Below are 25970 nucleotides of genomic sequence, written 5' to 3' on the forward strand. Positions count from 1 at the left end.
GGTTCAGCGTCGTCGGGCGCCGGGGCCTCGGGCGAAGACCCGGCGGGTGATCAGGCCGACCCCGGTGAGCAGCAGCAGGAGACCTGCGAGCCCAGCGCGCCAGCCCTCCGACCGGGAGTGGTCGGACGCGGGTTGCGCCTGCGTCGCCCCGCTCTCCGGGGAGGGCTCCGCGGACTGCTCGGCCGGGGGTGCGGCCAGGGCCCGGGAGGTCTCGGGCGAGACCTGCCCGGCGGGCACCGCCGGCGCGACCCCGGCGGTCGGGGTGGCGGTGGCGGCGGCTGTGGGGACGGCCGCGGTGGGGGCGGTCGACGGGGCGGCCGACGTGGCTGGAGTTGCCGAAGCGGCCGGTGAGGTCGGCGTCGCCGGGGCTGCCGGGATGGCCGTGCCGGTCGCACCGGAGGCGGACGCCCCGGCACTCGGGCTCGGGGCCGGTCCGGCGCTCGGGCTCGCACTCGCACTGGCCGGGGGCACCGTCTTGGCGGCGGGCGGGACGACGATCGGCAGCAACCCGGGCAGGACGGGCTCCGGGACGGCCTCGGCGGCGGGGGCGGTCGGGGCAGTGGGGACGGACGGGCTCGGCGGGGCGGGCACCGACGGCGAGACCGTCGGCACGGGCACGGCGGGGGCCGTCGCCGTAGGCCGGTCGGCCGACGGCGAGACGGCGGGCCCGGGCGGTGTGGGAGCCGCCGCCGGAGCCGGAGCCGCCGCGGACGCGGACGGCGCCACCACGGCGGGCGCGGAGGACGGCACCACCGGCGATGGCACCGCGACCGCCGGCCCCGACGCCAAGGGAACGGACGGCGAGGGAGCGGATGGTGAGGGAGCGGACGGTGACGGCGCGCCGGGCACCGGAAACGCCGGGGCGGTCGACGCCGCCGCAGGGGTGGACGCCGGTGCCGAGGGCGACGGCGAGGCCACCGAAGGGGACGGCGAAGGGGACGGCGTCCCCGGCGCGGGCGGGACGGCCGCCGCGACCCGGACGGTGACCGCGTCCGCCGCCGTCCCGTTGCCCGCCAGATCGGTCGCCGTGACGACCAGCCACTGCTCGCCGTCCGTCAGGTCACGGTTGGCCGCGCAGGTCCAGCTGCCGTCGACGGCGGCGGTGGCACCGCAGGCCACGATCCGCTCCGCCGAGGCCGAGCTGCCGGCCCGGGCGGTGACGATCACCCGGGCCCCGGGCTCGGCCCGGCCGCCCAGCTTCGGGCGCGCCACCCGGACCGTCTCGCCCGCCGTCGGCGTGGTCAGCACCGGCCGGTCCGGCGGCACGGTGTCGACGAACAGCGTGAAAACCTGGCCCGGCGTCCGGTTCCCGGCGGCGTCGACGGCGTTCGGCGTCAGCTGGTGGCGCCCGTCCGGCAGGTTCTCCACCGGCAGGCAGGACCACCCGCCGTCGGACCGCACCGCCGTGCTGCACAGCTCGCCGCCCGCACCGCCACCGGCGGCGCCTCGTGCCCCGGGCGGCCGGTCGGTGACCGAGACGGTGCTGCCCGGCTCCCCCGTGCCGGTCAGCTGGAGGCCGGGGTCGTTGGTGTATTCGGGGAGGGTGAGCACGGGAGCCGTGGGCGGGGCGGTCTTCACGGTGACCCGGACCGGATCGCCGCGCAGCACCAGCCCGCCACTGGTGGTCTCGACCGGGGTGAGGGTGTGCGCGCCCGCGGTCAGCGGCCCGCTCGGCCGGCAGGACCAGTCACCGCCCTTCTCGACCCGGGTCTTGCAGACCACCGCCTCCCCGTCGCGCACCTCGACCGTCGCTCCGGCCACCGCCCCCTCACCGCGCACCTGCGGGCGGGCGTCCGCGACGACGGTGCCGTCGACCGGGGTGGCGATCTCCGGCCGGGCGGCGCCGACCGTCAACCTGATCCGCTGGTCCGAGACCTGGCCAGAGTCGGCGAAGCCGCCGGCCGACACCAACTGGGCCGCGTCGCGGCCGATCCGCAGCCGGGCCCAGGTCTCCCCCGACGACGCGTTGGCGGGGACGGTCCACTCCAGGGTCGCGCTGTCCGCCGTGGCCGGGACCTCGGTCTGCACCCGCTCGGCGGGGTCGAACCGGCCGTTGCGGTCGAAGTCGACCCAGCCGACCAGGGTGGCGGGGGCGCCACCCACCGCGACCGGGACGGTGACCCGGTAGTACCGGCCGATCGCGGCCTCGGCCGGATAGCCGACGGCCGGGTCGCCGCCCTGGTACTCGCCGCGGCCGGGCTGGAGCCGGGGCGGTGCCGGGCTGGAGAAGACGCTGCGCCGGCCGGCGCCGTGGTCGAGCTGGACCAGCGGCTCGCCGGCCGCGTCCGTGCTCCCGGCCGGGGTGGCGGGCGGCACCAGCGGGGTCGTGCCGGTGGTGGCGGCCCGCCGGCCGAGCCGGGCGGCGCCGCCGGCGTCCGCTCCGAGGAAGAGGTCGGAGAGCAGGTGGGAGGCGTTGTCGTAGCCCTGCGGGGCGGTGCCGACGCCCTCGTCCAGGGTGACGGTGTAGGCCTGGAGGAGCGACGCCGGCGCGGGCGCGGCGGTGGAGCCGGCCCGGGCGGTGGAGCGCTGCTCGACCCGGAAGACGGCGGTGCGAAAGGTCCCGGCCAGCTCCAGGCTGCCCTCGGCGGCGGATCCGGCGTCGGCGGCGCCGCCCGCCCCGGCGGGGGCCAGGCTGTTGCCGTCGACCGTCCAGCCCGGCCAGTCGGTCCGGTTGACCAGGGCGGGTGCGCCCGGTGAGCCACCGGTGAGCGACAGACGCGAGACGGTGCTGGTGGCCCCGCCCTTTCCGGTGGCGACGGCGGAGAGTCCACTGACATGCAGGCGGGGATTGCGGACCGGCCGCGAAAAGGCGATGCCGAGCGTTCCGACCGTGCGCCAGGAACCGTCCGTCTGCGGACGGTTGTCGGTGATCCGGAAGGTCTGCGCGGGATCTCCGGGCCGCAGTCCGTCCGTATAGAGGGCGGCCGCCCGACCGCCGCCGAACCGCTCGGCCAATTCCCCCGGCTCGGCCGCGACGTCGAATCCCGGGGCGGCGGAGAAATCGATGTGGACGGTGAGGCCGGAGGGAAGGACGGCACTCCGGTCCCCCGACCAGGTGTCGGGGGACTGCTGGGCGGCGGAGGTGGGCGGGTTCCAGCCGATCAGCAGCGCGGCCGCCAGAGCCGCCGAGGCACCGGCCGCCACCAGGCGCGGCCGCCGCATTCCTCCCGTCCGGTACGCGGGCCGGGCCGGGGCCGGGGCGGACAGGGCGGCATCGCGGGGGAACTGTCGGCTCATCCGGCTCTCCTTCGGTATCGGCTGCCGGGGTGGCCGGGCAGTCTGGGCACAAGATCTGACAAAACGGAATCACGATCCTGGGCCGGTCATACTGCGACACCTGCGCTATCGGCCGGGTCCCACCCGTTCGGCGGTCATCCGACCGACAGGAAAGGATGTACCCGAAGGGAGTGGATTTCATCCATTAGCGGCGAATCGCGGGGAATCCGGGGGATTCCGATCGGGCGCCGCGGAGCGGTACCTGACCGTGTGTCGAGCGCTCCCGTTGCGCATCACCGGTGCGAAAGATCAGCACGAACGATCGGTGCGAACGATCGGTGCGCTCGGCGGAGCCGACGCCCGCGCCTATCCACGCCGCCAGCGACTTCGCGACCGTTCGACCACGGGGCCGGCTTCGCCGGGGGGGCTCCACCGGCAGCCGTCCGAGCCCGGCCGTGGCGCCCTCGGCCCGGCCGCCCGGCCGCCCGGAACCCGGAAGCCGGAACCCGGAGCCCGGAACCCGCAGTCCGGCCGCGGCGGACGGCCGGGCGGTTCGGAGCCGGGCCGAGCGCCCGGGCCGCGCGGGGACCGACGGCCGACACGCGCCCGGAAAACGGAGAAGCCCCCGGCCGGTGGCCGGGGGCTTCTCGCTGGTGCGCTCAGCAGGATTCGAACCTGCAACCTCTTGATCCGTAGTCAAGTGCTCTATCCGTTGAGCTATGAGCGCAAGTGCCGGGCGGAACCCGGTCTTGCGAAGGTTTGGTGCGCTCAGCAGGATTCGAACCTGCAACCTCTTGATCCGTAGTCAAGTGCTCTATCCGTTGAGCTATGAGCGCTCGCCCTGGTGAACGTGCCAGCGGGGCGTTGCGGGGACAACATTACATGACCTGCGACGCGGGGCGAAATCGATTGATCCGGGCCCCGGAACGACCGGGCGGCGGCCCGAAGCCCCGGCCCTCCGCGACCGGGCGCGCTCGGCGTCCGGCCCGGCCCCGACCGGGCCCCGGACATGCGAGAAGCCCCGCCGACGTGATCGTCGACGGGGCTCCCGGCTGGCGGAGGCTGAGGGATTTGAACCCTCGATGGGCTTTAAGACCCAAACCGCATTAGCAGTGCGGCGCCATAGACCGGACTAGGCGAAGCCTCCCCACATGGATCGCGCCCGCGTGGCGGACTCGCTCCGTGTGCCAGTGATGATGCCACAACCCGAGGGCCCGGCACCAACCACCGCCAACGTTACTAGGCGGGTCGTCCCCGCCGCAAAGAAGAATGAGATACTGCCTTCTCCGGAGGAGCTGCCCTGAGCCGAGGAGACCTGTCGACGTGAGCAGCAGGCCGATCCGAGGCGCTGCTCGCCTCGCCGCCATACTCGACGCCCTGCCCGACGCGTTGTTGCTGGTGAACAGCAACGGCACGGTCGTCGATGCCAACAGCGCAGCGGTCCATGCGCTCCAGACACCCGGCACCTCACTGGTCGGCATGGGCGTACTGGACCTGCTGCCGGAGTTCGACCCGAGCCGGATCCCCGGCTCGATGCGGCCGAAACCGCGCGAGGACGACGCCCTCGACCGCCCGGTCCGGATGACCGCCCGCCGTACCGACGGCAGCACGTTCCCGGTCGAGGTCTCGGGCAACGACTTCGCCGACGACGGCGCGAGCGAGGGGCGGGGCTACGCGCTCTCCCCGCTCGTCCCATACGACCCGTACCGCGAGGGCTCCCGGCCCTCCGGCAGCGACCTGCTCCTGCTGCTGGTCCGCGACCTCTCCAGCCGGCTCGGCGTCGAGGCGGAGCTGCGCCGTCAGCACAAGCAGACCGAGATGATTCTGCGGGCCGCCGCCGAGGGCGTGCTGGGCGTGGACCTCGAAGGCCGCTGCGTGCTGGTCAACCCGGCCGCCGCGCACATCCTGGAGTACCGGGCGAGCGAGCTGGGCGGGCGTGAGCTGCACCCGCTGATCCAGCACTCCCGGGCCGACGGCACCCCGCTGGCGCTGGAGGAGTCCGCGCTGCTGGACACCCTGACCTCCGGGCGCAAGCACCGGGTGCGCGGCACCGTGCTCTGGCGCAAGGACGGCCGTCCGGTCACCGTCGACCTCACCACCGCCCCGGTGCGCGACGGCGACCAGCTCGTCGGCGCGGTGATGACCTTCACCGACCGCAGCCGCGAGCTGGCCCTCGTCGCCCGCAACGAACACCTCACCGCCGTCCTGGAGAGCGAGCTGGGCGGCGCCCTGACCGCGCTGCACCGGCGGATCGACGCGCTCGCCGCCGACCCTGCCGGCCAGCTCTGGCCGGAGGCCAACTGGACGCTGCGACGGCTGGCCGACGAGTGCCGGCGGTTCGGCAAGCTGATCGACGGCGTCCTGGCCCACCAGCGCTCCGAGGCCGAGAACGCGGCCGGCGGCCCGGCCGACGACAAGGACGGCGCGAAGCCCGCCGCCGACCGGGTGCCGGTCGGCCTGGACAAGGTGATCCGCAAGGCCGTCGAGCACGCGGGCGAGCTGGTCGGCGCGGGTCGGGTGCGGTTCTCCGTGCACGCCGCCGCCGTCGAGGTGATCGCCGACCGGGAGCGGCTCGCCCAGGCGCTGGCCCACCTGGTCGCCGACGTCAGCGGGGTGGCGCTCTCGCTCGACGCCCCGCCCGCCGTCGGCTCCCCCGGACTGAACCCCGCCGGGACGGCCGCGCCGGCCCCGGCCGAGGGCGACGCCCCGATGGTGGTGCTCGCGGCCGCCCAGCGCGGCGACGTCGCCCGGGTGGAGATCCGCGGCCCCGGACGCGGCGGCAGCCCCGTCCACCTGCCGATAGCCCGCACGGTGGTCGAGCGCCACGGCGGCGTGCTCCAGCCGCACGAGCTGCCCGGCAAGGCCGGCACCACGTACGTCGTCGAGCTGCCGCTGGACCCGGTCGCGGCGAAGGCCGCCGCCGAACGCGCCTCGGCCGAGGGCCGGTCGGACCGGCCCAAGGAGAGCGACAGCGCGGTGCTGCCCGACCTGCCGGGCATCCCGCAGCTGCCCGCGGCCCGGCGCCCCGAGGACGACACCGAGAAGGCACCGGCCGACGGCCCGGCGCCCGCCGGGGCGTCCGACCCGGCGCCCGGACCGGAGCAGGCCGTGAACGAGGAGCCGGCGCAGCCGCCGGTGGCCGAGCGGCGCGGGCGCCGGGGCCGGCCGGCGGCCGAACCCGAGGCCGTGTCCGAGGCCGACGCGGCGGCCGCCGCCGACCGTTGGCCGAACGCCCCGGCACGGGTCGAGCGGGCCGTCCCCGAGCAGTGGAACGGCACCGGCAACGACCCCGCGTACGGGCGCCAGGGCGTGGGCGCCACCACCGCCCAGCCGAGCGACCCGTGGGGCAAGGACGACGGCCGGTCCGGCACGGCGTACGCGGTGCCGGTCGACGGCCTCCCGGAGGAGCCCGCCGCAGCCGCTCCGGCGGCGCCGCGCGGCCCGTTCGCGCTCGGGCCCGGCACCGCACCCGCCGACCCCGCCCCACCGGCTCCGGCCGACACCCCCGCCGCCGGTACGCCGGCCGGCGGCACCCCGGCGACCGGCGTACCGGTCGGCCCGGCCGAGGGCGTTCCGGCCGGTGCCGAGGCCTTCGGCCGGCCAGGCGCGGAGGGCGACGGCGCGGAGGAGCCGAAGCCGTCCCGGCGGCGCCGCGCGCTGCCGGCCAACGAGGACTCGTCCGGCGGGTTCGCGCTGCCCGGCATGCCCGAGTCCGCCCCGGTCTACCCCGGCCTGGAGCACGCGCTGCCCGCCGGTCCCGCGCCGGCCCCGCCCCAGCCGCCCGCCGCCCCGCCCACCGGCCGGCGCCGCCGGCTGGCCGTTCCGCCCGGCCCCGACACCGAGGCCCGGGAGGCCGCCGCGCAGCCGCCGTCGGCGCACGGATCGGCCGAGGGCGCTCCCGGCGCCCTGGAGCTCGCCCGGCCCGCGCTGCCCGCCGCCGGTTCGGACGGACCGGCCACGACCGGCCCGGACGGCCCGCAGCCGGTCGGCACCGGCCTGGCCGAGCTCGCTCCGCCGCGCCCCCTCGGCGCCCCCGGTGCTCCGGGCGGCTCCGGTACGGGCGTTCCGGCCGGACCGGCCGAGGCCTTCCAGGCCGCCCCGGCGGCGCCGGCCGCCGCACCGCAGCTGCCCGCCGCGCCCGAGGCCAGGACGGCGCCGCGCCCGATGGCCGAACTGCCCGCCGCCGGTCACGACGACCCCGTCGAGCACCCCGCACGCCCCGTCCCGGCCGGGGACGGCGGCCCGCGCCGGCTGCTGGTCTGGCCCGAGCCCGACCCGGCCACCCGGCAGGCCCTGCAGGACCGCGGCTACCGGCCGGTGATCGTCCGCTCCCGCGAGGAGGTGGACGCCCAGATCGCCGGTTTCCCGGCCGCGCTCTTCGTCGACCCGCTGACCGGCCCGATCACCCGGACCGCCCTGCAGTCGCTGCGCACCGCCGCCCTCAACAGCAGGGTCCCGGTCCTGGTCACCGCGGGCCTGGGCCAGGCCACCCGGGACGCCGCGTACGGCGCCGACCCCGCCGTGCTGCTGCGCGCCCTCGCCCCCCGCGACGGCGAGAACCACGCCCCCCGGGTGCTGCTGGTCGAGGGCGATCCGGACATCGCCGCCGCCATGATCAGCAGCCTGGAGCGGCGCGGCATGCACGTCGAGCACGCGGTGGACGAGACCGACGCCGTCGCCCGCGCCAGCAGCGTGCAGCCGAACCTGGTGGTGATGGACCTCTTCCAGATCCGCCGCCGCCGGGTCGGCCTGCTGGACTGGCTGCGCACCAACGACCGGCTGCACCGCACCCCGCTGGTCGTCTACACCTCGGTCGACCTCGACCCGCGGGAACTGCCCCGGCTGCGCACCGGCGAGACGGTGCTGTTCCTCGCCGAGCGCTCCACCAGCGCCGACGTCCAGTCCCGGATCGTCGACCTGCTCGGGCGGATCGGCGCGATGGGCGAGGCGGGCGTCGCGGCCGCCGGCTGACACGACCGGGGGCCGGCCACCCGTGGTGGCCGGCCCCCGGGCCCGGCTGTTCCCGCCGCTGTCCGCTACTCCTTGCCGAGCACCGTGACGTCCAGCTCGTCGGCCGCGTAGCCGGCCCGGATGACCTTCTTGTCGAACTTGCCGACCGAGGTCTTCGGCACCGCGTCGACGATCGCCCAGCGCTCCGGCAGCTGCCAGGAGGCGATCCGCTCGGCCAGGAACGCGCGCAGCTCCCGCAGTCCGGCCGTGGCGCCCGGCCGCAGCACCACGGTGGCCAGCGGGCGCTCGCCCCACTTCTCGTCCGGGACGGCGACCACGGCGGCCTCGGCCACCTCCGGGTGGGCCATCAGGTGGTTCTCCAGGTCCACCGAGGAGATCCACTCGCCGCCGGACTTGATGACGTCCTTGGCGCGGTCGGTCAGGGTCAGGTAGCCGTCCGGGGTGATGGTGCCCACATCGCCGGTGCGCAGCCAGCCGTCCTCGGAGAACTTGTCGTCGGGGCGCTCCGGGTCGTGGCCGGCGCCGCCGTAGTACGCGCCGGCGATCCACGGCCCGTGCACCTCCAACTCGCCCGCCGAGACGCCGTCGTGCGGCATCCGCTCGCCGCCCGGACCGGTCAGCCGGGCCTCGACGGAGGCCGGGAAGACGCCCTGGGTGACCCGGTACGGCCACTCCTCCTCGGGGGTGAGGCCGCCGGGGGCCTGGGCGAAGGCGCCGAGCGGCGAGGTCTCGGTCATCCCCCAGGCGTGCACGACCCGGATGCCGTGCCGCTCGTCGAAGGCCTTCATCAGGGCGGGCGGGCAGGCGGAGCCGCCGATGACCACCATGCGCAGGCTGGAGGTGTCGTAGTCGCCCGCGTCCAGCTCGTCGAGCAGACCGCTCCAGATCGTCGGCACCGCGGCGCTGACCGTGGGCCGCACCCGGGCGATCATCTCGGCCAGCGGCTTCGGCTGGAGGAAGCGGTCCGGCATCAGCATGCCGGCACCGGACATGAAGGCGCCGTGCGGGATGCCCCAGGCGTTGACGTGGAACATCGGGACGACCGGCAGCGCGATGTCGCGCGGGGTGAAGGCGAAGTTGTCGCCGGTGTTGACCTGGAGGGCGTGCAGGTAGACCGAGCGGTGGCTGTAGAGCACGCCCTTCGGGTCACCGGTGGTGCCGGAGGTGTAGCAGAGCACGGCGGCCTGGCGCTCGTCGATGTCGGTCCGCCACGGGAACGTGGTGGGCCGTCCGGCGATCAGGTCCTCGTAGTCGTGCACGGCGCCGGTGAAACCGGCCAGCACGGACCGGTCGCCGGGGCCGCTGACCACGATGTGCTTGAGGGTGGGGGCGAGTTCCGGCAGGACGGCCGCCAACAGCGGGAGCACGGTGCCGTTGACGATGATCACGCGGTCGGCGGCGTGGTTGACGATGAACGACAGCTGGCCCGGCGGGAGCCGCAGGTTGAGCGTGTGCAGCACCGCTCCCATGGACGGCGCCGCGAGGTACGCCTCCAGGTGCTCGGCGTTGTTCCACATCAGCGTGGCCACCCGGTCGTCCCCGGTCACCCCGAGCTCGTCCCGCAGCGCGTGGGCGAGCCGCGCGGCGCGCGCGCCGACCTCCGCGTACGTCCGGACGACCGGGCCGGTGCCGTCCCAGGTCGTGACGGTCGACCGCCCGTGGATGGTCGACCCGTGCTCCAGAATCCTGGCGACGGTGAGCGGGACGTCCTGCATCGTGCTGAACACGGGTCCTCCTTGACCGGGCGGCACTGCGGCGACGACTGCGACGGTCACCGGGCGGCTACTGGGCGGTAATAGCGGCAGTCGAGCCCGATTGTGCCTCTCCACCTGCCCGCTGTCAGCATTCCGGCACCGTTGCACGGGTCACGGATTCGCCGCGTCGGCCGGGGGCGGCGTCCTTGGGCCGCGTCGGCCGTGGGCGGGGTCCTCGGGCCGTGCCCGCCGCCCGTGACGCTACGGGGCCAGTCCGTCCCGCTCGCGCTCGCGGGCCAGGGCCGCCAGGTCGTCGAAGGTCCGCAGCAGGACGGCCCGCCGCTCCTCCTTGTGCCCGGGGGCGGGCTCCAGCCCGTCGATGCTCTTCTCCCAGACCGCCATGAAGTCCGCCTTCCAGCCCTCGATCGTGGCCGCGGCGGGCAGACCGGCGCCGACGTAGTGGCGGGAGGCGATCAGGTGGAGCAGTTCGAGGTTGCACGGGACGGCCGTGCCCCAGTACTCGTCCGCCTCCAGCTCGACCCGGTCACCGGCCATCGCCTGCTCGACCTCGCCGATCAGCCGGGCGGTGAACTCGCCGAGGTGATCGGCGGCCGCGTCGCTGTCGAAGTTGCCGCTGCCCCAGGTGCCCATGAGTCCTCCGTGATCGGGTCGATCGGTCAGCCCTGTTGTAGCGGGCCGCACTGACACTGCCGCGGCCGGTCGCGCCGACAGCGGCACGCGATACTGGGCGGCATGAGCGACAGTCATGACGATCGCCGGGTACAGCCCGAGCCGGCCGGGTTCCGCGTGCCGTGCCCGTGCTGTTCCGACGGGGTGCGGACGCGGGCGCGGCTGGGCGTCCGGGCCGACCGCTCGGGTACCGGGCACATCCCGGAGACCTGCCGGGACTGCGACGGGCGCGGCTGGCTCTCCCTCGGCCTCCGGGACTGAGGCGCGCCCGCCGGCCCGAGCCGCGGAACCGCACCGGGTGGCCGGGCGGGGCCGGCGGGTGAGCCGTACCCGCGCGGGCGGGCGAGGGCAGCGACCGGTCAGACCTGCCGGTCGGGGCGGTACAGGCGGACGCAGACCCCGGGGTCCGGCAGGTAGGCCGGGTCCAGGACGTACCCCTGCTCGGCGGCGACCCGCAGGACGTGCTGGGCGCCCGCGCCGCGATAGGTCGCGAGGTTGACCCGGATCCGCCGGGGCGCCTCGGCGCCCTTGCCGTTGCCCGGGCGGACCTCGCGCGCGACGATGCGGCGGACGTGGCGGTCCCAGGCGGCGGCGCTGCCGGTGAATTCCGCCCGGAAGGCGCGCGGCCCGACCGCCCAGCGGGCGCCCCAGCGGTCCCAGTAGTCAGGCTCGGGGTGCTTCACCCAGAAGGCCAGCAGGCTGAGCACCCCGCAGACGGGGACGTAGGCGATCTGCAGCACGAGCATGAACGGCAGCAGGAACGCGGACCGGCCCGGTCGGGCGCCCCACGGCGTGCCCGGGGCGGCCGGCGGATCCTGCGGGCCGGGTGCGGACACCCGGGGCGGGGCGGGGTAGCGGCGGGTCAGCCGGACACGCGCCAGGTCGCCGCCGGCGGGCACGCCCTGCCAGCCGTAGCGCTCCGCGAGCCGGACCACCCCGGCCGCGCCCAGGCCCCGGTAGAGGCGGACCGCCAGCTTGACCCCGACGGTGCGGCCGAAGTCGGCCTCGACGTCGCCGTCACCGGCGGCGTACCCCGCCTCGGCGAGCCGGATCCGGCGCTCCAGGATCCGGCCGACGTACCGCTCCCAGTCCTCCGGGCGGCCGGTGAGCTCGGCCTTGAGGCGGCGCGGTGGGACGAAGGTGCGGTTGACCTTCAGCCAGGAGTCGGACTCGGGGCCGGACGGGCCGCCGGCACCGGTCCAGAGCAGGATTGCGAACAGGGCGACCAGGGCGGCGATCCAGGCCGGTGCGTAGATCCACTGGAGGGTGAACTGCAGCAGCACGGCGATCCGGCTGCGGCGCGGCCGGGGGCCGGGGAAGCCGCCGTCGAAGGACGCGGCGGCGGGTGCGGCGAGCCCGGCGGGCGCTGGTTGCGGTGGGAGCGGCCGGGCGTACGGGTTCGGCCCGGCGTACGGCTGGGGCTGGGGGTACGACTGGGGGTGCCCGTACGGGCCGGCGGCCGGGCCGTACGGCTGCGGCTGCGGGTACGGCTGCGGCTGGGCGTACGGGTTCGGGCCGGTGTACGGGCCGCTCTGCGGGTACGGCCCGGGCGGTGGGATCGCGCCCTGCCCGCCCGCTCCGGCGTAGTGCCCCTGACCCTCCGACATGCCCGTCCCCCTCCGTGCGGCCGATCGACGGGACACCCTATCCGGCCCGGGTGCCCGGCCCGTCAGCCCGCCAGCGGCGCGTCCACCTGGTTGCGGTCGACGGTGAGCGTGGCGCCGCCGTACGTCTCCGTCACGTTGCCCCGGTACTGGTGGACGCGCTGGCGGTCGGCCCAGAGGTCGGAGGTGAGGGCGCCACTGTCGGCGGTGTCCGCGTGGTCGTCCCAGCGGGCGTACCAGAGCGTGTCGGGCAGCGGGGAGCTGCCCGCGCGGGCGGCCGCGGCGAGGTCGGCGACGCCGGAGTCGAGGCTGGAGTAGAAGCCGGACCGGTAGCCGACCGCGTGCAGCCCCTGGGTCCAGCCGAGCGCGAAGTCGACGACGGCCTGGCCACAGGCCGGGTCCTGCATCGGGTACGACTCGATGTCCAGGAACACCGGGCTGCCCTTGCCGAGTCCGACGGCCGTGAGGCCGCGGACCGCCTCGGCCGCTTCGGCCCGCCCCTGCTGGGCCGCGCGGGCCGGGTCGATCCGCTGCGGCTTGCCCTTGAGCTCGCTGCACGGCGCCTGCAGCCCGACGTGGACGGGGAGGAATCGCCAGCCCATCGCCCGCGCCTGGCCGACCCAGTCGGCGGTGAGCCCCGGCTGGGCGCAGCCGCGCTGGGACCCGCTGGTGTAGATGCCGACCGCGCCGTAGGGGGAGGTGCCGCGCCAGGCCCGGAGGGTGTCGAGCGGGGGTGCGGTGCAGGCGTCGAAGGCCGCGCCGCTGTAGAGGTCGCGGACCCGCTGGGCGGGCGGGCCGGACCGGTCGGGCAGGACGGTGGCCCGGATGCGGGGTGCCGCGGCGGCCACCGGAGCGGTCGCCCCGGCGCTCACGCCTGCCCCGTCGATCGCGAGCAGGAGCACGAGGGAGGCGGCGGCCAGGGCCGCGGGGCGGAGATAGCGCACCCCGCCTTGATACTGACGGGCCATCGGACGAATACGGCAACCGCGCCGCACGCTCCGGCGAAGCTCACCCTTTCGGACGCACCCGTCCGCATCCGTCCGCATTTTGGTAACGAGCTTGCCCCCAAGTCACTCCTTACGGCAAACTCGCCACTATGCCCACGTCCCACACCGGCCAAACCACCTCCCCGACGCCGGCCGCCGCCGTCGCCGAGGCCCTTGCCATGCCGCCCGCCCCCAAGGGCGAGCCCGCCGGCGAGCGCGGTGGTTGGCGACGAGGCGGGGCCCCGGGCCAAGGGCTGTCACCGGGCAGGCGACCCGCCGAGCCGTCCGGCCGGCGGTACTCGAAGCTCGTGCGGCGCCCGGAGCGAATCCCGGCGCCGTTCCTGTGTCTGGCCGCGATGTTCCTGGTGCAGCTCGGCATCGCGCTGTCCAAGCCGCTCTTCGACCCGCTCGGGGTGAGCGGCACGACCTTCCTGCGGCTCGGGTTCGCGGCGGTGATCCTGCTCGCCGTCACCCGCCCCAGGCTGCGGGGCCGGCGGCCGCGCGACCTCGCCGCCGCCGGTCTGCTCGGGGTGGCGTCCGCCGGGATGACGCTGCTCTTCGCCGGAGCGATCGACCGGCTGCCGATGGGCACCGCCGCGACGATCGAGTTCCTCGGCCCGCTCGCGGTCGCGCTGATCTTCGCCCGCCGGGCCAGCCATCTGGTCTGGGCGCTGCTCGCGGCCGGCGGAGTGGCCCTGCTGACGCTGCTCGGCGAGGGCGGCGGCGGATCGTCGCTCGACCCGGTCGGCCTGGCCTACGCCTTCGGCGCGGCCGCCTGCTACGCGGCGTACATCCTGTTCACGGACAAGGTCGGCGCCGCGTTCCAGGGGTTCCAGGGGCTGGCGGTGTCGATGACGGTCGGCGCCCTGACCCTGGCGCCGTTCGGACTCGGCCAGGCCTGGGACGGGCTGACCGCGCCCGGCGCCTCGCCGCTGACCCTGCTGGTCGCGGTGGCCGGGGTCTCGCTGCTGCTGCCGGTGATCCCGTACGCGCTGGAGATGACCGCGCTGCGACGGATGCCGCAGCGGGTGTTCAGCGTCCTGGTCAGCCTGGAGCCGGCGGTCAGCGCGCTGGTCGGCCTGGTGGTGCTCGGCCAGCTGCTCGGCGCGGTGCAGCTGGCCGGTATCGGCTGCGTGGTGGCCGCCAGCGTGGGGGCCACGCTCACCGGGCGGCGATGACGGGGCGGAGTGACGGGGGCGGAGTGACGGGGCAGCCTCCTGCACGGAGGGGGCCCCGCCGGGCGTCCGTTACGGCCAGAGCAGGGTCCGCGACCACTCCGGGGTGCGGACCGGGCCCGTCCGGGTGTAGCGCAGCCGGACGTGGCGGCGGTTGGCGTCGCCCTGCCAGTACTCCACCTCGTGCGCCCAGAGCGTGTAGACGGCGTGCCCGGCCGCGACGGTGTCCGGAGTCGTCTCCAGCCGGCGGCGGGCGACCGCCTCCGCCTCGTCGTACTCGGCCAGCGAGGCCAGCGGCTCACTCTGCCGGCCGACCAGCGCACCGACCCGGGCGGCCGGGGAGCGGGTGGCGAACTCGGCCGCCGCGACCTGGTCGGCGGCCCGCTCGACCGTGCCGCGGACCCGGACCTGACGGCCCAGCGGCGGCCAGTAGAGGGTGAGCGCGGCGGCCGGGTGATCGGCGAGCTGGCGGCCCTTGGGGCTGTCCGCGGCGGCCGAGAAGACCCAGCCGGTGCCGGAGGCGTCGACATCGCGCAGCACCAGCACCCGGGCGTCCGGCAGACCGTCGGCGTCCACCGTGGAGAGCGTGGCCACCTGCGGGTCCAGCACACCGGCCGCGAGCGCGGTCGCCAGCCACTCGGCGAAGAGCAGGCCGGGCTCGGCCGGTGCCGACTCGGCGTCGAAGGACGGCAGCGGGCGGGCCATCGGCGGGCGGCCGAGCAACAGCTCGGGTACGGACCTGGGCGCGGGCCTCGACTCGGGCCTCGATTCCGATCCCGGGGCAGGCCTGGCCTCGCCCGGGCCGCTCAGGCCCTCCTCCTCCGCTGCCATCGCGCCCTTCCTTCCGGTTGCCGCGGACGCAGCCCCTCGCCGGCGGGGCCGTCGGGGCCCCGGGCGCGAGGTGCGCTGTCGGAGCGCAACCGTACCGCCGACGGGTGACCGCTCGGTGCGCGCCCTCGTCGGGAGCGGGCGTAGGGACCGGCGCGAGCCGGCCGCAGGCGGCTTCCGGCGCGCGTGGGTGGCGGCCGCGCTCCGTCCGGCGCTCCGGGGCACGGCGCTCCGGGGCACGGCGCTCCGGGCACGGCGCTCCGGGCACGGCGCTCCGGGCACAGCGCTCCGGGCACAGCGCTCCGGGGCCGCGCCTTCCGGGCTGGGTGCGTGAACGCACTCGTGGGCGGTGCCGATCGACGGCACCGCCCACGAGGCCGGTTTGCGGTGACCCTTTCCGCTACCCGGTTCCCTGCATCGAGTTGTCTCACTTCGAGCCCCACCGCGAGCGCTCGACCCACTCGCGGTCACCCACCTCCGGCGCCCCCGCCGGCGGTGGCACCCGTTCCCGTCAGTTGAAGACCGGTGCAAAGACGATGTTGAAGTTCTTGTTGGACTGACCGGCCAGGATGGTGCCCGAGTTGTCCTTCACCGCGAGGGTGTTGGCCTGGTTCGAGGCACCGGACCCGGTGGCCGTCTGCTGGGTGGACACGTAGTTGCCGTCGACGGAGCCGAAGACGTTGCCCGTGCCGACGTTGGACACCACCCCACTGTTGGAACCGTCGTTGGCCAGCGCGCCGTTGTCGGCGGCGGCGGCGCCGGCGCCCGCCAGCAGCAGACCGGCCGCAAGCGGGGCCGCGACCAGCAGACCGGCCAGCCGGCGGTGGCGAGTGCGAACCATGAGAGCCTCCAAGAAAGCTGTAAATCGTGCATTGTGTGCGGGAGTTCGTCGGCCAGACGAACCCCTGCGGGCTGCGACGCCGAGAGACAGACTTCCGCAACAAATCGACAAAGCACCACCTAGCGCCCCCGTTTTCGCCCGTTAGCGTGATATCCAGGGCGACAGTGAATAACGAGCGCTCCAGCGGACAGTGCGCCGACACACCGGCACTCACCTGGCATTTCGCCCGAACGGTGGCGCCTGGCGCGACGTTTGGGAGCGGCGCGCGGGGAGCACACGAAGAACCAGGCGCACCACCCTGGCGCACGACATAGGCGAACGCGCCCCCTTTGCGGAGGGCCACTCGACCTTGTCGATATATCCAGCCATCCTGCGACTATCCCACCATCCCACTTAGCCCATGGGAATGCGGCGGCCGAAGGCCCTGGAAAGACGCTCAGGGCTGATTATCAGACCGCCTTGCCGGGGTTGAGAATGCCCAGCGGATCGAAGACCGCCTTCAGCTGCTGCTGCAGTTCCAGCGCCACCGGCCCCAGCTCGCGTGCCAGCCACTCCCGCTTCAGCAGCCCGACCCCGTGCTCCCCGGTGATCGTGCCGCCCAACTCAAGCCCCAGCGCCATGATCTCGTCGAAGGAACGCTGCGCCCGGGCCGACTCCTCCGGATCGTCCGCGTCGAAGATGACGATCGGATGGGTGTTGCCGTCGCCCGCGTGGCTGACCACCCCGATGGTCAGCGCGTGCCGCTCGGCGATCGCGGCGACGCCGTTCAGCATCTCGGCCAGCCGCGAGCGCGGCACCGCCACGTCGTCGATCATCGTGGTCCCCAGCCGGTCCATCGCGGGCAGGGCCAGCCGGCGTGCCTGCAGCAGCAGTTCGGACTCCGCCTGGTCCTCGGCCGGCACCACCTCGGTCGCGCCCGCCGCCCGGCAGATCGCGCCCACCACCGCGAGCTCGGCCGCCGGGTCCGGCCCGTCGAAGGCCACCAGCAGCAGGGCCTGGGTCGACTCCGGCAGCCCCATCTGCCCCAGCTCGTTGACCGCCCGCACGGAGACCGTGTCCATCAGCTCCATCAACGACGGCGTGAGGCCGCGCGCCATCACCTCGCAGACCGCCGCGCCCGCCGTGTCCGCGCTCGGGAACTCCGCGGCCAGCGCCAACTGCGGTGCCGGAGCGGGCCGCAACGCCACCACGGCGCCCACCACCACGCCCAGCGTGCCCTCCGAACCGACCAGCAGCCTGGTCAGGTCGTAGCCCGCCACCCCCTTGGCCGTCCGACGACCGGTGGACAGCAGCCGCCCGTCCGCCAGCACCACGTCGAGGCCCAGCACGTACTCACTGGTCACGCCGTACTTGACGCAGCAGAGCCCGCCCGCGCCGGTGCCGATGTTGCCCCCGATGGTGCAGGACTCCCAGCTGGACGGGTCCGGCGGGTAGGCCAGCCCCACCTCTCCGGCCGCCCTGGACAGTTCCGCGTTCACCACGCCCGGCTCCACCACCGCGATCCGGTTCACCGGATCGACCTCCAGGATGCGGTTCATCTTCACCATCGACAGCACGATGCAGCCGTCCACCGCGTTGGCCGCGCCGGAGAGCCCGGTCCGGGCGCCCTGCGGCACCACCGGTACGCGCAGCTCGGTGGCGGTCCGCAGGACGTGCTGCACCTGCTCGACCGTCTCCGGGAAGACCACCACGGCGGGGCTGCCGGCCGCGCAGAAGCCCGCCATGTCGTGGCTGTAGGCGGCCATCACGTCCGGGTCCACCACCAGGGCCCCACCCGGGAGCCCCGTCGCCAGTCGGTCCGTCAGATCACTCATCGCCGCCTCCGATCGCCGCCCGGCACACGCCGCCCCGGCCTCACGCCGCCGGTCGTACGCGGTCGCGCCGCACGCCGCCGAGTCGTAGGAGATCGAGCCGTACGCCGCCCATCGCCTCTGCCCGCACTCTGCCCCGCCACCGCACGACCGGCAAGTACGCCGCTCCGGCCCGCCCCTGTCCGGTTCTCGGCCCTCGGTCCACGAAGCGACGGCACGGGCCGCGGCTCAGACCCGGCGCAGTGCGGGGGACGCCCAGGCCGCCAGCCCCGCCCCGCCGGCGGCGAGCGCGCAGAGCGTCGTCGGCCACCTGGCGCCGGCCACCTCGGCGAGGAGTCCGAGCAGTCCGGTGGACAGCACCAGCGCCGCACTCTGGACCAGCGTCAACAGGGCCTGGACCCGGGCGAGATGGCCGACCGGGGCACCGCGGAGCACCAGCGGTCCGAGGTGGCAGGCGAACAGCCCCGACCCCGCCCCGGCCAGCACGCTGCCCGCCACCGCCGTGGCCGGTGCGGACGCCCAGGCCAGCACCGCGGTCCCCACCGAGGCCACGCAGAGCCCGGCCGCCGCCCCGGCTCCTGCCCTGCGCAGGCCGCCCCGCCAGGAGACCAGCCCCGCCACCGCGAGCACCCCGGCCCCCTGTCCACCGGCCGACAGCCCGGCCGACCAGGCACCCCAGCCGTGGGCCCGGGCGAGCAGCGGCGCGAGGAGCGGGACCACCGGCAGCAGCGCCCCGGCCGCGGCACCGGTGAGCAGCAGCGCGGCGCGCAGCAGCGGATCCGCCAGGGCCAGCCGGACCCCGGCCGCCGCCTCGCGCAGCATCCCCGGCGCGGACGGTCCGCGCCCCGCCGCCTCCCGGTCGGTCGGCCGCGCCGCCGCCGGCTCCACCGGCCGGATCCTCAGCAGCACCAGGAGGAGCACCCCGAAACTCGCCGCGTCCACCAGGGCCGCCCCCGGCAGGCCGCCTGCCGCGACCAGGACACCGCCGAGCGGTGCGCCCAGCAGGGCGGCGGTCTGCCCGCCGGCCTGCCGCAGCGCGAGGGCCCGCGGCAGCTGCGCCGCGCCCACCAGACGGCAGGGCATCGATCCGCTCGCCGGGAGGTAGAACGCGTCGACGGTGCCGATCACGGCAGCCGCCAGGAGCAGCAGCCGGAGCGGCGTGCCCCAGACAGCCGCGGCGGCCGCGAGGGCCAGGGCGGCGACCAGCATCACCGCGTCCCCGGCGAGCATCACCCGGCGGGCACCGAACCGGTCCGCCACCGCGCCGCCCAGCAGGACCAGGACGGTGCGGGGCAGCGTGATCGCGGTCAGCACCAGGCCTGCCGCGCCCCCGCCGTGCGCGGAGGCCGCCCAGCCCAGGGCGAGGTACAGCGCGGCGTCGCCGAGCAGACCGGCCTGGGTGCCGGCCAGCCAGAGCAGGTACGGGCCCGGGAGCGCGGCCCGGGCGGGAGGGCCGGCGGGCTTGGTGCCGGTGTCCGTCGCGGGTGGGTCGGCGGGCTTGGTGCCGGTGTCGGTGGCCATGTCCGCCGACCGTAGGGGCCTCGACCAGGTCAAGGGCAAGGCCGCCGACGGCCCCGCCGCGCCCGCTCCCGCGCCTGCTCCCCCTCCCCTCCCCTCCCCTCCCCTTCCCTCCTCGCCTGATTACAGGCGGACCACCGGCTCCTGGAACTCCGTCACCCAGTCCGCCGGCGCGTCCGGACACTCCAGGTACAGCTCCCGCGCGTAGCCCGTGGAGCGGTAGCCGTTCTCGTCGATGAACCGGGCCAGCGTCTGGAAGGCGCCCAGCGCGTCGTCCATCGACCCCCGGTGCACGATGGTCGCCGCCTCCGGGATCTCCGGCAGGTCGACCACCTCGAAGCCGTGCTCCGCAGCGCCGGAGACCGTCGCCCCGACCGGCACCGCCACCCGGATCAGCACCGCGCCGTCCCCCTCCGGAATGTCCTCGTAGCGGGCCACGGACGGCCCGGCCTCCGCCACCCCGGCCTCCGCCAGCCGTCGGCAGAGCTCCTGGAACAGCGGCCCGATCACCGGTCCGATGTCCTCCGGCTCGTAGCCGGCCGCGACGGCGGTCAGCTCCGCCACCCGGACCGACGGCACCCGCTTCACCACGACATCCTGTGCAGGCATGGTTCCCTCGCTCTCGATCGTCCGGAGCCTCGCCTCGACCCGGGCCAGCCGCTGGGCGTCCGCCGCCATCGCGGCGGCCAGTTCGGCCTGCCGCAGCCGCAGCATCCCGCGCAGCTCGGCCGCGTCCACCCGCTCGTCCAGGACGGCCCGCACCTGCTGCAGGGTGAAGCCGAGGTCCTTGAGGGCGATGACGCGGTTGAGCCGGGCGAGCTGGGCGGCCTCGTAGGAGCGGTAGCCGCTGACCGGGTCGACCCGGGCCGGGTGCAGCAGCCCGATCGCGTCGTAGTGGCGCAGCATCCGGACCGACACCCGGCCGTGCTTGGCGAAGTCTCCGATGTTGAACATGATGCCTCCAGTGCAGAGCCTCACACCGTGTCATGGTCAAGCACCGGCGCCCACGGCCGGGTCGGGCACCCCGGCCCGTCCGTCCGTCCGCGCGACAGTCCGTCCGCCCGTCAGTCCGTCACGTCGAACCCCCGCCGCTGCCCCAGCTCCCGCAGACTCCGCTGACCGGGGATGCCGTTGGCGTCCGAGCCCGCGTAGCCGAGGCTGCGCTGGAAGGCCGCGTACGCCTGCACCGTCGTGCTGCCCAGCGAGCCGTCCACCCAGCGCTGCTCCAGGAACCCCTCGTCGACCAGCGCCTGTTCGACGATCCGGACCTCGCCGCCGTAGGTCTGGTGGCCCTGCTCGGCGCCCGGGTCGGTCCGGGCCGCCGCGACGACGTGGGCCAGCGAGACGCGGCGCGGCGAGGGCAGCCGGCCGAGCAGCCGGCGCAGCGACTGCTCGCCCGGGACGCCGTCCGCGTCACTGCCCGAGTACCCCAGACTGCGCTGGTAGTCCTGGTAGTTGAGGGTGTCGGCGTCCCGCCAGTCCTCGTCCGGACCGGTCGTGTAGTGCGCACCGTGCCCGGCCGCCACCAGCGCCTCGCCCACCTCGCGGACCTGCGGCCCGTGCGCGCCGTAGCCGTACTCCAGGCCGTTGATCGTCACCCGCCGGCGGACCGGCGCGGTGTCGGACCGGGGCGGCGGCGGCAACGGACCGCCGCCCGCGGCGGCGGCGATGCCGGGCAGCACGACGTCGTAGAACTGCCGCACCCGGGCGTCCCCGGGGCACGACGTACCGCCGTCCGACCACTCCGGGAAGAGCCGGTGGAAGCCGAAGCCCGGGTCGTTCGCGCTCCGGCAGGCCCGCACCGGGATCCCGTGCCGCCCGTGCAGCCAGACTCCGAGCGCGACGAGGGCGGCGACCTGCGCGTCCGTCCACGGATCGGTGTTCTGGTCGTTGCTGGCCGACTCGACGCTCACCGCCCCCGTGCCGTCCGCCCTGCGGTTCGCCCCCATGTTGGCGTCCGCCCGGGTCTCCGTCCCGATGAACTGGCCCACACTGCCGTCGTATCCGACCCCGAAGTGCGACTCCAGATTGGTCGAGTCCCGCCAGTACTCGTAGATTCGGCGCGGCGCCCACGGCGCCGCGATGCTGTGGAAGATCACCTGCGTCGGCACGATCGCCGGCTGGTCGTCCGACTCGGGCTGAAGCTCCAGCTTCTCAGCGCCGGGGTACCAGGCCATCAGTCTCTCCTCGCCGGGCCCAGGGCAGTCCGCCCCTTACGCCCGACACACGAACCCCTCACCCCCTCACGAGCACACCCCCATCCCAAACCCCCCGTTCAGGTGAATTCCACCCCGGAAACGCAGAAGGCGGGTGCCGACTCGACGTCGGCACCCGCCCTGAGCAGGTGGTTCTCCAACCAGCGGAGAGCGTGGGATTCGAACCCACGGTGCGGGGTCACCGCACGACAGTTTTCAAGATCAGATTCATGCTTTGGTCGAAATGCCCTCCGACCTTGGCACGAGCACTCGGGTTTCGACCTCCCCTGACGCTCTGGCCCACAACTGGCCCACAGCCAACCTGCGCGGGAGTCGCGCACCACGACTCAGAGCAACCGCCAGAGTCGAAGTGAACTCGATCGAGATCGCTACGGCCAACCTCTCTACCCACCTCCCGAATCGCGAGTATCATGCCGCCAAGATCCAGACGCGGCGAGGCAACGTGCAGAAGACTAAAGTTTTCAACTCGACTCGGTTTGACGCCAGCACACTGGAGCGCGCCCTAGATGTGGTCGGCGATCATTCTGGGGGCGGTCCGATCAGCATGACCATGGAAATATCAAAAGGCCTCATCTCGTGGTCTTTCGACTCTCGCGAGGAGTTCTTTGCAGAATATCGCACCGGCTTCACTCGCGTTTCACTCTCCCGACATTCAACCGACCGTTCCTTTCATTTCTCCGCCCTGTCGGACTCATGCAATGTTACTGTCAGAAAGTCCAGTCGCAGCGAGATTGAAGCGGTGTTTGCCATATTCGACCAAGCCGAGGAGGCTTCTCGCATCCCAGGACCCCCTCCTCCCCCGCCAGACAGACCGACGATATTCATTGGTCACGGGCGAAGCTCTGCATGGCGTGACCTTAAAGACCACCTCACCGACCAGCACAGTTACACCGTGCAGGCATATGAGACCGGAACCCGACACGGTCATACAATCCGCGACATCCTTGGCGAGATGCTTGAAACCAGCTCCTTTGCACTTCTCGTCCTCACAAAGGAGGACGAGGCGATCTCCGGAGAGATGCGAGCTCGTCAGAATGTCGTACACGAGCTTGGGCTATTTCAGGGCAGATTCGGATTCGCCCGCGCTATTGCCGTAGTCGAGGAAGGCATTGAGCTCTTCTCCAATATGGATGGAGTTCAGCAAATTCGATTCGAGAGCGGCCAGATTCGGCAAACCTTCGGTGATGTACTGGCCACCCTTAGGCGAGAATTCGGCGACCTTCGATAGGTGCGCTCACCTTCGGTGCTTCGCGCCTCTTCTAAGAGGTCCGGGGTCTGCGCCCCGGACCTCGGTGTCTACGGCCCGGTGTGCATCTGCGATGCACTGGTTTCGGTCTCCATGCAGGCCACCGCGCCGAGCGTGGCTAGCTGCGCATCCGGACCGCTGGCGCTGGTGGGGTTCGGCACTTGGGTCACTGGCGGAGCCCTCCCCGGATCGACTCTGCGCCTGGCTCAGCCCAGAAATGAGGCTTCGGAGGCCGATGGCTGTGTGAGCTGCTGCCCGGCGACAGCTCACGCCGGGTCGGGTCACGCTTGGCCGACGATGGCCAGCCTGCCCTGGTGCTGGCTCAGGCTGGCCCACAACTCATGGCATCTGACAGAACGCGACCGCCGCATCGTCGCTCGCCTTGTAGCGGGGCCAGCGCACGCCGTCCGGGTCCGTGGCCTCGACCTCGCGGACGTAGGAGATCAGCCCATCGGCCCCCGCCGCCCTCAGCTTGGCGAAGACCTCCGGCCAGGACGCCGCGTTGTAGTCGGTGACGAGCCCAGCTGCGCCGTCCGACATGACCGCGGCCGCGGTGACGCCGTCCTGTGGCATCACACCCGTGAGCGCGTGGCCGGCTGCCTCTCCGGTGGACGCTGCGACCCAATAGCCTCCCGGTGTGTTCCGAGTGAGCCGCTGGGCCGTGACCATGCGCCGGACGCTCTCTGTGTGCTCCGGCGTGCCGGTGGCGAAGCGCTCGGTCTCCGCCCGAAGTTCCGGCACGACTGTGTCGACCCGCAGGTCGGTCTTCACCAGGTACTCGCCGTCCCGTTCGAAGACGATTGGCGAGTCAGCGAGCACCAGGTAGTCGAGCTGTCCGCCGCCAGCGCGAAGGATCGAGACTGTCGCCGACGGGGTGCCGGGATTCGCTAGGTCACAGCCAGGGTGCAGCGCCGCCACCTGCTCAAGGGCCTGGGCAAGCCCGCTGCTGAGCGACCTGCCGTGGTCAGCCAGCGCAGCAATCAGGTGGCCGCCGAGTTGGCCGACATACCACGGCACGCCGTGTCGACACCCGGTATCCAGGCCGACTGTGCTGAGGCCGTCCAGGACAACAGCGAGCGACGGCGTGGCACCCACCCAGTCCTCGTTTGGCCTCAGGCCGCCGGGCAGGGTGGCGATGGAAACGCGCATGTCACGCCTCGTGTCGGTAGATCGGAGTCACCCTGCTGCTCTCCAAAACCTCAAGGGTCTTGGGGTCGTAGCGACAGGAGATGAGAGCCGAGAATCGCTTGGACTTGACCTCGCGATACAGCTCGCCCAGATGGTTCTCCAGGTAGTGGACGACCCCGTTGGCGCCGATCGCGTGAATACCCGCGATGTATAGGAACATGCCCTTGCCGTCGAGGCGGGGCAACCGGGCGAGGTAGCCGACATCGCCGGCCGTTCCGTCCTCGTCGAGCGGCGAGCGGTACTCCGTCTGGGTCTGCAGGTCCACGAGGTGCCAGGCGCGATCCTTGCGGAAACGCAGGTTGTCGTCCCCTTCGAGCACCTGGGCCACGATGGGCGACAACCGCGGGCCGCAGATGACTACCAGGTGGTCGCGGTTCAGGTTCACAATGCCGGACGGCGGGATCACCTCCGAGTCGGAGTCGAGCTTCAGGCTGGCGAACAGCTTGCGCAGATGCTCGTAGTTGCTGAGGTCTTCCCTAGTCACGACCTCACTGGGGTTCTCGTCCTGCGACTTCCCGGCCTCGTACTTACCGCCGAGCGCCACCGTCATCGGGCCCAAGCCGAAGAACGCGCGCTCCGGGGCAGGGCCGGCGGACGCGAGCTGGCCGACACGCCCGCGGCTGACACCCAGCAGAGCGGCGATCTCCGTCTGCGACATGCCCGACATGGAGGCCTCTTCGATTGCCTCGCGGCGGACGCGGGACAGCTCGACTACCCGGTTCTGGTAGTCCGCCATCAGCGCGATTGCCGCCTTGGCGCGCTCGATCGGGACGGCGACGTTGGCCACCCGTTCCAGTTCCTCGTGCATGGTCATCCCTTCACTGCCTAGGGGGGCGAAGCAAGAGTACCGCGAGGGGGACTTGACGCCCAGACAGGTGCTGCCTACCTTGGGTATCAGGCAAGAGCGAAAGCCCCCCTAAGCAACCAAGGGATGGGCCTATCGCTTCTTTGACCTGCACAAATGCTGAGGCGGAGGACGCTGCAATCTCCGCAAAGGCCAGGGGATAGGGGTTCGGCTAGGTCCGGCCCTGACTGGCGAGGTGGCCCGGCGACCGCGAGCAACGGCCGGAGAGTGGGGGCGTCGTGGCCCCCCTTGCAGTGAGTTTCCCCTGATCGCTCGAACCGAGGAGGTGCCCGATGAACTTGATCATCCGCGAGAGACATAGGTCGCCTCGCCGGGCCTCTACCGGCCGGTGAGGCTGCTCCACCAGCATTCACGGTTCTCGACGTGCCGCCCCACCCGATGCAGGCGGGGCGGCACGTCGGGGTTCCGCGGCTGCTCGTTGAGCACCGATCCCCCTTCACGGCTGTGGCCCCGGTGCTGGAACACCGGGGCCGCTCAGGGCCGTCCGAGCTAAGGACACGACCCATGAAGCTGATTGTCGCAGGCCAGCAGGCCATGACGCTCGCCGAGTTCGCGGAACTCGCCATCGGCATCGGCATCGACGCCGAGCTGTTCATCGGCCCCGAGGACGAGTCGCCGCTGGAGCGCCTGGCCCGGCTCGACGCCGCGCAGGACATCCTGCGGGACCTCGCCCCGCCGACCGCGCGCTTCGCCTCCGCGCTGATGCGCACCGCCGAGCGGAGCCGGGCCCGGAGCTGGAAGGTGGCCGCCTGATGCGCCGCCTCAAGGCAACCCGGACCCCGCACCTGAGCGCCCGCCCGGCGGTCACCGTTCTCGCCGAGTACACCCCGGACGGAGAGAGCGACCTGCGCGGCGCCGCCTGCGCCGGGGCCGACAGCGAGCTGTTCTTCCCCGACCCCGACCAGCTGTCCCCGGCCGCTGTCGAGTGGGCCGAGCGCCGCGCCAAGATGTTCTGCGCCGGCTGCCCGGTCCGCTCGCTCTGCCTGGGGCTGGCGCTGGAGCGCCGGGAGCCGTACGGCGTCTTCGGTGGCCTGACCGCCGCCGAGCGCCGCAGCCTGCTCCGCCGGACGGTCCGCGCCCGGACCGGTGCGGCCGCCGGGGGTGAGCGATGACGACCGTGG

The 25970-nt window shown here is 74.0% G+C and carries 19 protein-coding genes and 3 tRNA genes; 6 read left to right on the forward strand and 16 right to left on the reverse strand.

Features of this window, described 5'->3' with window-relative positions; all coding sequences use genetic code 11:
* Positions 1-3 precede the first annotated feature (3 nt).
* The 4 genes from ACIF6L_RS03300 to ACIF6L_RS03315 form a co-directional block, all read right to left on the reverse strand.
* Complete coding sequence (locus tag ACIF6L_RS03300) at positions 4-3237, reverse strand: Ig-like domain-containing protein (protein WP_396485994.1); 3234 nt, start codon at positions 3235-3237, stop codon at positions 4-6.
* Between the two features lie 630 nt (positions 3238-3867).
* A tRNA-Arg gene (locus tag ACIF6L_RS03305) sits at positions 3868-3943 on the reverse strand.
* Positions 3944-3976: 33 nt separating this feature from the next.
* Positions 3977-4052: transfer RNA gene (locus ACIF6L_RS03310), tRNA-Arg, on the reverse strand.
* Positions 4053-4269: 217 nt separating this feature from the next.
* Positions 4270-4363, reverse strand: a tRNA-Ser gene (locus ACIF6L_RS03315).
* 176 nt (positions 4364-4539) lie between these two features.
* On the opposite strand from ACIF6L_RS03315, the gene ACIF6L_RS03320 reads away from it, so the two are divergent.
* Positions 4540-8187, forward strand: a complete 3648-nt coding sequence (locus ACIF6L_RS03320; RefSeq protein ID WP_396485995.1) for a PAS domain-containing protein — start codon at positions 4540-4542, stop codon at positions 8185-8187.
* A gap of 65 nt (positions 8188-8252) precedes the next feature.
* Here the strand turns inward: ACIF6L_RS03320 and ACIF6L_RS03325 are convergent, their stop codons facing one another.
* Complete coding sequence (locus tag ACIF6L_RS03325) at positions 8253-9914, reverse strand: long-chain fatty acid--CoA ligase (RefSeq protein ID WP_396485996.1); 1662 nt, start codon at positions 9912-9914, stop codon at positions 8253-8255.
* 228 nt (positions 9915-10142) lie between these two features.
* Complete coding sequence (locus tag ACIF6L_RS03330; protein ID WP_396485997.1) at positions 10143-10532, reverse strand: DUF4259 domain-containing protein; 390 nt, start codon at positions 10530-10532, stop codon at positions 10143-10145.
* Between the two features lie 102 nt (positions 10533-10634).
* Here ACIF6L_RS03330 and ACIF6L_RS03335 point away from each other — a divergent pair, with 102 nt between their 5' ends.
* Entirely contained in the window at positions 10635-10832 is a 198-nt protein-coding gene (locus ACIF6L_RS03335; protein ID WP_329488661.1) for a hypothetical protein, read from the forward strand.
* Positions 10833-10930: 98 nt separating this feature from the next.
* Here the strand turns inward: ACIF6L_RS03335 and ACIF6L_RS03340 are convergent, their stop codons facing one another.
* Both ACIF6L_RS03340 and ACIF6L_RS03345 read right to left on the reverse strand, forming a co-directional pair.
* The gene (locus ACIF6L_RS03340; RefSeq protein ID WP_396485998.1) at positions 10931-12178 is read right to left on the reverse strand and encodes a hypothetical protein; all 1248 of its coding nucleotides are present in this window, start codon (positions 12176-12178) and stop codon (positions 10931-10933) included.
* A 62-nt stretch (positions 12179-12240) separates the two neighbouring features.
* Positions 12241-13119 carry a DUF1906 domain-containing protein gene (locus ACIF6L_RS03345; RefSeq protein WP_396485999.1) on the reverse strand — a complete coding sequence of 293 codons (879 nt, stop codon included), beginning with the start codon at positions 13117-13119 and terminating at the stop codon, positions 12241-12243.
* 152 nt (positions 13120-13271) lie between these two features.
* On the opposite strand from ACIF6L_RS03345, the gene ACIF6L_RS03350 reads away from it, so the two are divergent.
* Positions 13272-14339 carry an EamA family transporter gene (locus tag ACIF6L_RS03350; protein WP_396486000.1) on the forward strand — a complete coding sequence of 356 codons (1068 nt, stop codon included), beginning with the start codon at positions 13272-13274 and terminating at the stop codon, positions 14337-14339.
* Between the two features lie 69 nt (positions 14340-14408).
* Here the strand turns inward: ACIF6L_RS03350 and ACIF6L_RS03355 are convergent, their stop codons facing one another.
* From ACIF6L_RS03355 to ACIF6L_RS03380, 6 genes are all read right to left on the reverse strand, one after another.
* Entirely contained in the window at positions 14409-15167 is a 759-nt protein-coding gene (locus tag ACIF6L_RS03355) for a pyridoxal 5'-phosphate synthase (RefSeq protein ID WP_329488665.1), read from the reverse strand.
* A gap of 508 nt (positions 15168-15675) precedes the next feature.
* A complete protein-coding gene (locus ACIF6L_RS03360; protein WP_329488666.1) occupies positions 15676-16005 on the reverse strand; it encodes a hypothetical protein in 330 nt (109 codons plus the stop codon).
* A gap of 449 nt (positions 16006-16454) precedes the next feature.
* Positions 16455-17819, reverse strand: a complete 1365-nt coding sequence (locus tag ACIF6L_RS03365) for an FAD-binding oxidoreductase (protein ID WP_396486001.1) — start codon at positions 17817-17819, stop codon at positions 16455-16457.
* A gap of 225 nt (positions 17820-18044) precedes the next feature.
* Positions 18045-19337: an MFS transporter gene (locus ACIF6L_RS03370; protein ID WP_396486002.1), complete on the reverse strand. Its 1293-nt coding sequence runs from the start codon at positions 19335-19337 to the stop codon at positions 18045-18047.
* Positions 19338-19457: 120 nt separating this feature from the next.
* Positions 19458-20288: a MerR family transcriptional regulator gene (locus tag ACIF6L_RS03375; protein ID WP_352290461.1), complete on the reverse strand. Its 831-nt coding sequence runs from the start codon at positions 20286-20288 to the stop codon at positions 19458-19460.
* Between the two features lie 110 nt (positions 20289-20398).
* A complete protein-coding gene (locus ACIF6L_RS03380; protein ID WP_359804062.1) occupies positions 20399-21511 on the reverse strand; it encodes a peptidoglycan-binding protein in 1113 nt (370 codons plus the stop codon).
* Positions 21512-21899: 388 nt separating this feature from the next.
* On the opposite strand from ACIF6L_RS03380, the gene ACIF6L_RS03385 reads away from it, so the two are divergent.
* Complete coding sequence (locus ACIF6L_RS03385; RefSeq protein WP_396486003.1) at positions 21900-22778, forward strand: TIR domain-containing protein; 879 nt, start codon at positions 21900-21902, stop codon at positions 22776-22778.
* Between the two features lie 357 nt (positions 22779-23135).
* Here the strand turns inward: ACIF6L_RS03385 and ACIF6L_RS03390 are convergent, their stop codons facing one another.
* Both ACIF6L_RS03390 and ACIF6L_RS03395 read right to left on the reverse strand, forming a co-directional pair.
* Positions 23136-23945 carry a hypothetical protein gene (locus tag ACIF6L_RS03390; protein ID WP_396486004.1) on the reverse strand — a complete coding sequence of 270 codons (810 nt, stop codon included), beginning with the start codon at positions 23943-23945 and terminating at the stop codon, positions 23136-23138.
* Between the two features lies 1 nt (position 23946).
* On the reverse strand, positions 23947-24792 hold the full coding sequence (locus tag ACIF6L_RS03395; RefSeq protein ID WP_396486005.1) for a sigma factor-like helix-turn-helix DNA-binding protein: 846 nt from the start codon (positions 24790-24792) through the stop codon (positions 23947-23949).
* Between the two features lie 561 nt (positions 24793-25353).
* Between ACIF6L_RS03395 and ACIF6L_RS03400 the strand changes: the two genes are divergently transcribed.
* Both ACIF6L_RS03400 and ACIF6L_RS03405 read left to right on the forward strand, forming a co-directional pair.
* On the forward strand, positions 25354-25602 hold the full coding sequence (locus ACIF6L_RS03400) for a hypothetical protein (protein WP_396486006.1): 249 nt from the start codon (positions 25354-25356) through the stop codon (positions 25600-25602).
* Complete coding sequence (locus ACIF6L_RS03405; RefSeq protein WP_396486007.1) at positions 25602-25961, forward strand: WhiB family transcriptional regulator; 360 nt, start codon at positions 25602-25604, stop codon at positions 25959-25961. Before ACIF6L_RS03400 ends, ACIF6L_RS03405 begins: the two co-directional genes overlap by 1 nt.
* Positions 25962-25970 lie beyond the last annotated feature (9 nt).

It is taken from the genome of Kitasatospora sp. NPDC086009, assembly GCF_044540385.1.
Lineage (GTDB): Bacteria > Actinomycetota > Actinomycetes > Streptomycetales > Streptomycetaceae > Kitasatospora.

Bases quoted from the DNA above. Each gene is read 5' to 3' on its own strand.
- ACIF6L_RS03300 (WP_396485994.1), bottom strand. From the start codon at position 3,237: ATGAGCCGACAGTTCCCCCGCGATGCCGCCCTGTCCGCCCCGGCCCCG.
- ACIF6L_RS03330 (WP_396485997.1), bottom strand. From the start codon at position 10,532: ATGGGCACCTGGGGCAGCGGCAACTTCGACAGCGACGCGGCCGCCGAT.
- ACIF6L_RS03335 (WP_329488661.1), top strand. From the start codon at position 10,635: ATGAGCGACAGTCATGACGATCGCCGGGTACAGCCCGAGCCGGCCGGG.
- ACIF6L_RS03340 (WP_396485998.1), bottom strand. From the start codon at position 12,178: ATGTCGGAGGGTCAGGGGCACTACGCCGGAGCGGGCGGGCAGGGCGCG.
- ACIF6L_RS03350 (WP_396486000.1), top strand. From the start codon at position 13,272: ATGCCCACGTCCCACACCGGCCAAACCACCTCCCCGACGCCGGCCGCC.
- ACIF6L_RS03355 (WP_329488665.1), bottom strand. From the start codon at position 15,167: ATGGCAGCGGAGGAGGAGGGCCTGAGCGGCCCGGGCGAGGCCAGGCCT.
- ACIF6L_RS03360 (WP_329488666.1), bottom strand. From the start codon at position 16,005: ATGGTTCGCACTCGCCACCGCCGGCTGGCCGGTCTGCTGGTCGCGGCC.
- ACIF6L_RS03365 (WP_396486001.1), bottom strand. From the start codon at position 17,819: ATGAGTGATCTGACGGACCGACTGGCGACGGGGCTCCCGGGTGGGGCC.
- ACIF6L_RS03370 (WP_396486002.1), bottom strand. From the start codon at position 19,337: ATGGCCACCGACACCGGCACCAAGCCCGCCGACCCACCCGCGACGGAC.
- ACIF6L_RS03375 (WP_352290461.1), bottom strand. From the start codon at position 20,288: ATGTTCAACATCGGAGACTTCGCCAAGCACGGCCGGGTGTCGGTCCGG.
- ACIF6L_RS03380 (WP_359804062.1), bottom strand. From the start codon at position 21,511: ATGGCCTGGTACCCCGGCGCTGAGAAGCTGGAGCTTCAGCCCGAGTCG.
- ACIF6L_RS03390 (WP_396486004.1), bottom strand. From the start codon at position 23,945: ATGCGCGTTTCCATCGCCACCCTGCCCGGCGGCCTGAGGCCAAACGAG.
- ACIF6L_RS03395 (WP_396486005.1), bottom strand. From the start codon at position 24,792: ATGCACGAGGAACTGGAACGGGTGGCCAACGTCGCCGTCCCGATCGAG.
- ACIF6L_RS03400 (WP_396486006.1), top strand. From the start codon at position 25,354: ATGAAGCTGATTGTCGCAGGCCAGCAGGCCATGACGCTCGCCGAGTTC.
- ACIF6L_RS03405 (WP_396486007.1), top strand. From the start codon at position 25,602: ATGCGCCGCCTCAAGGCAACCCGGACCCCGCACCTGAGCGCCCGCCCG.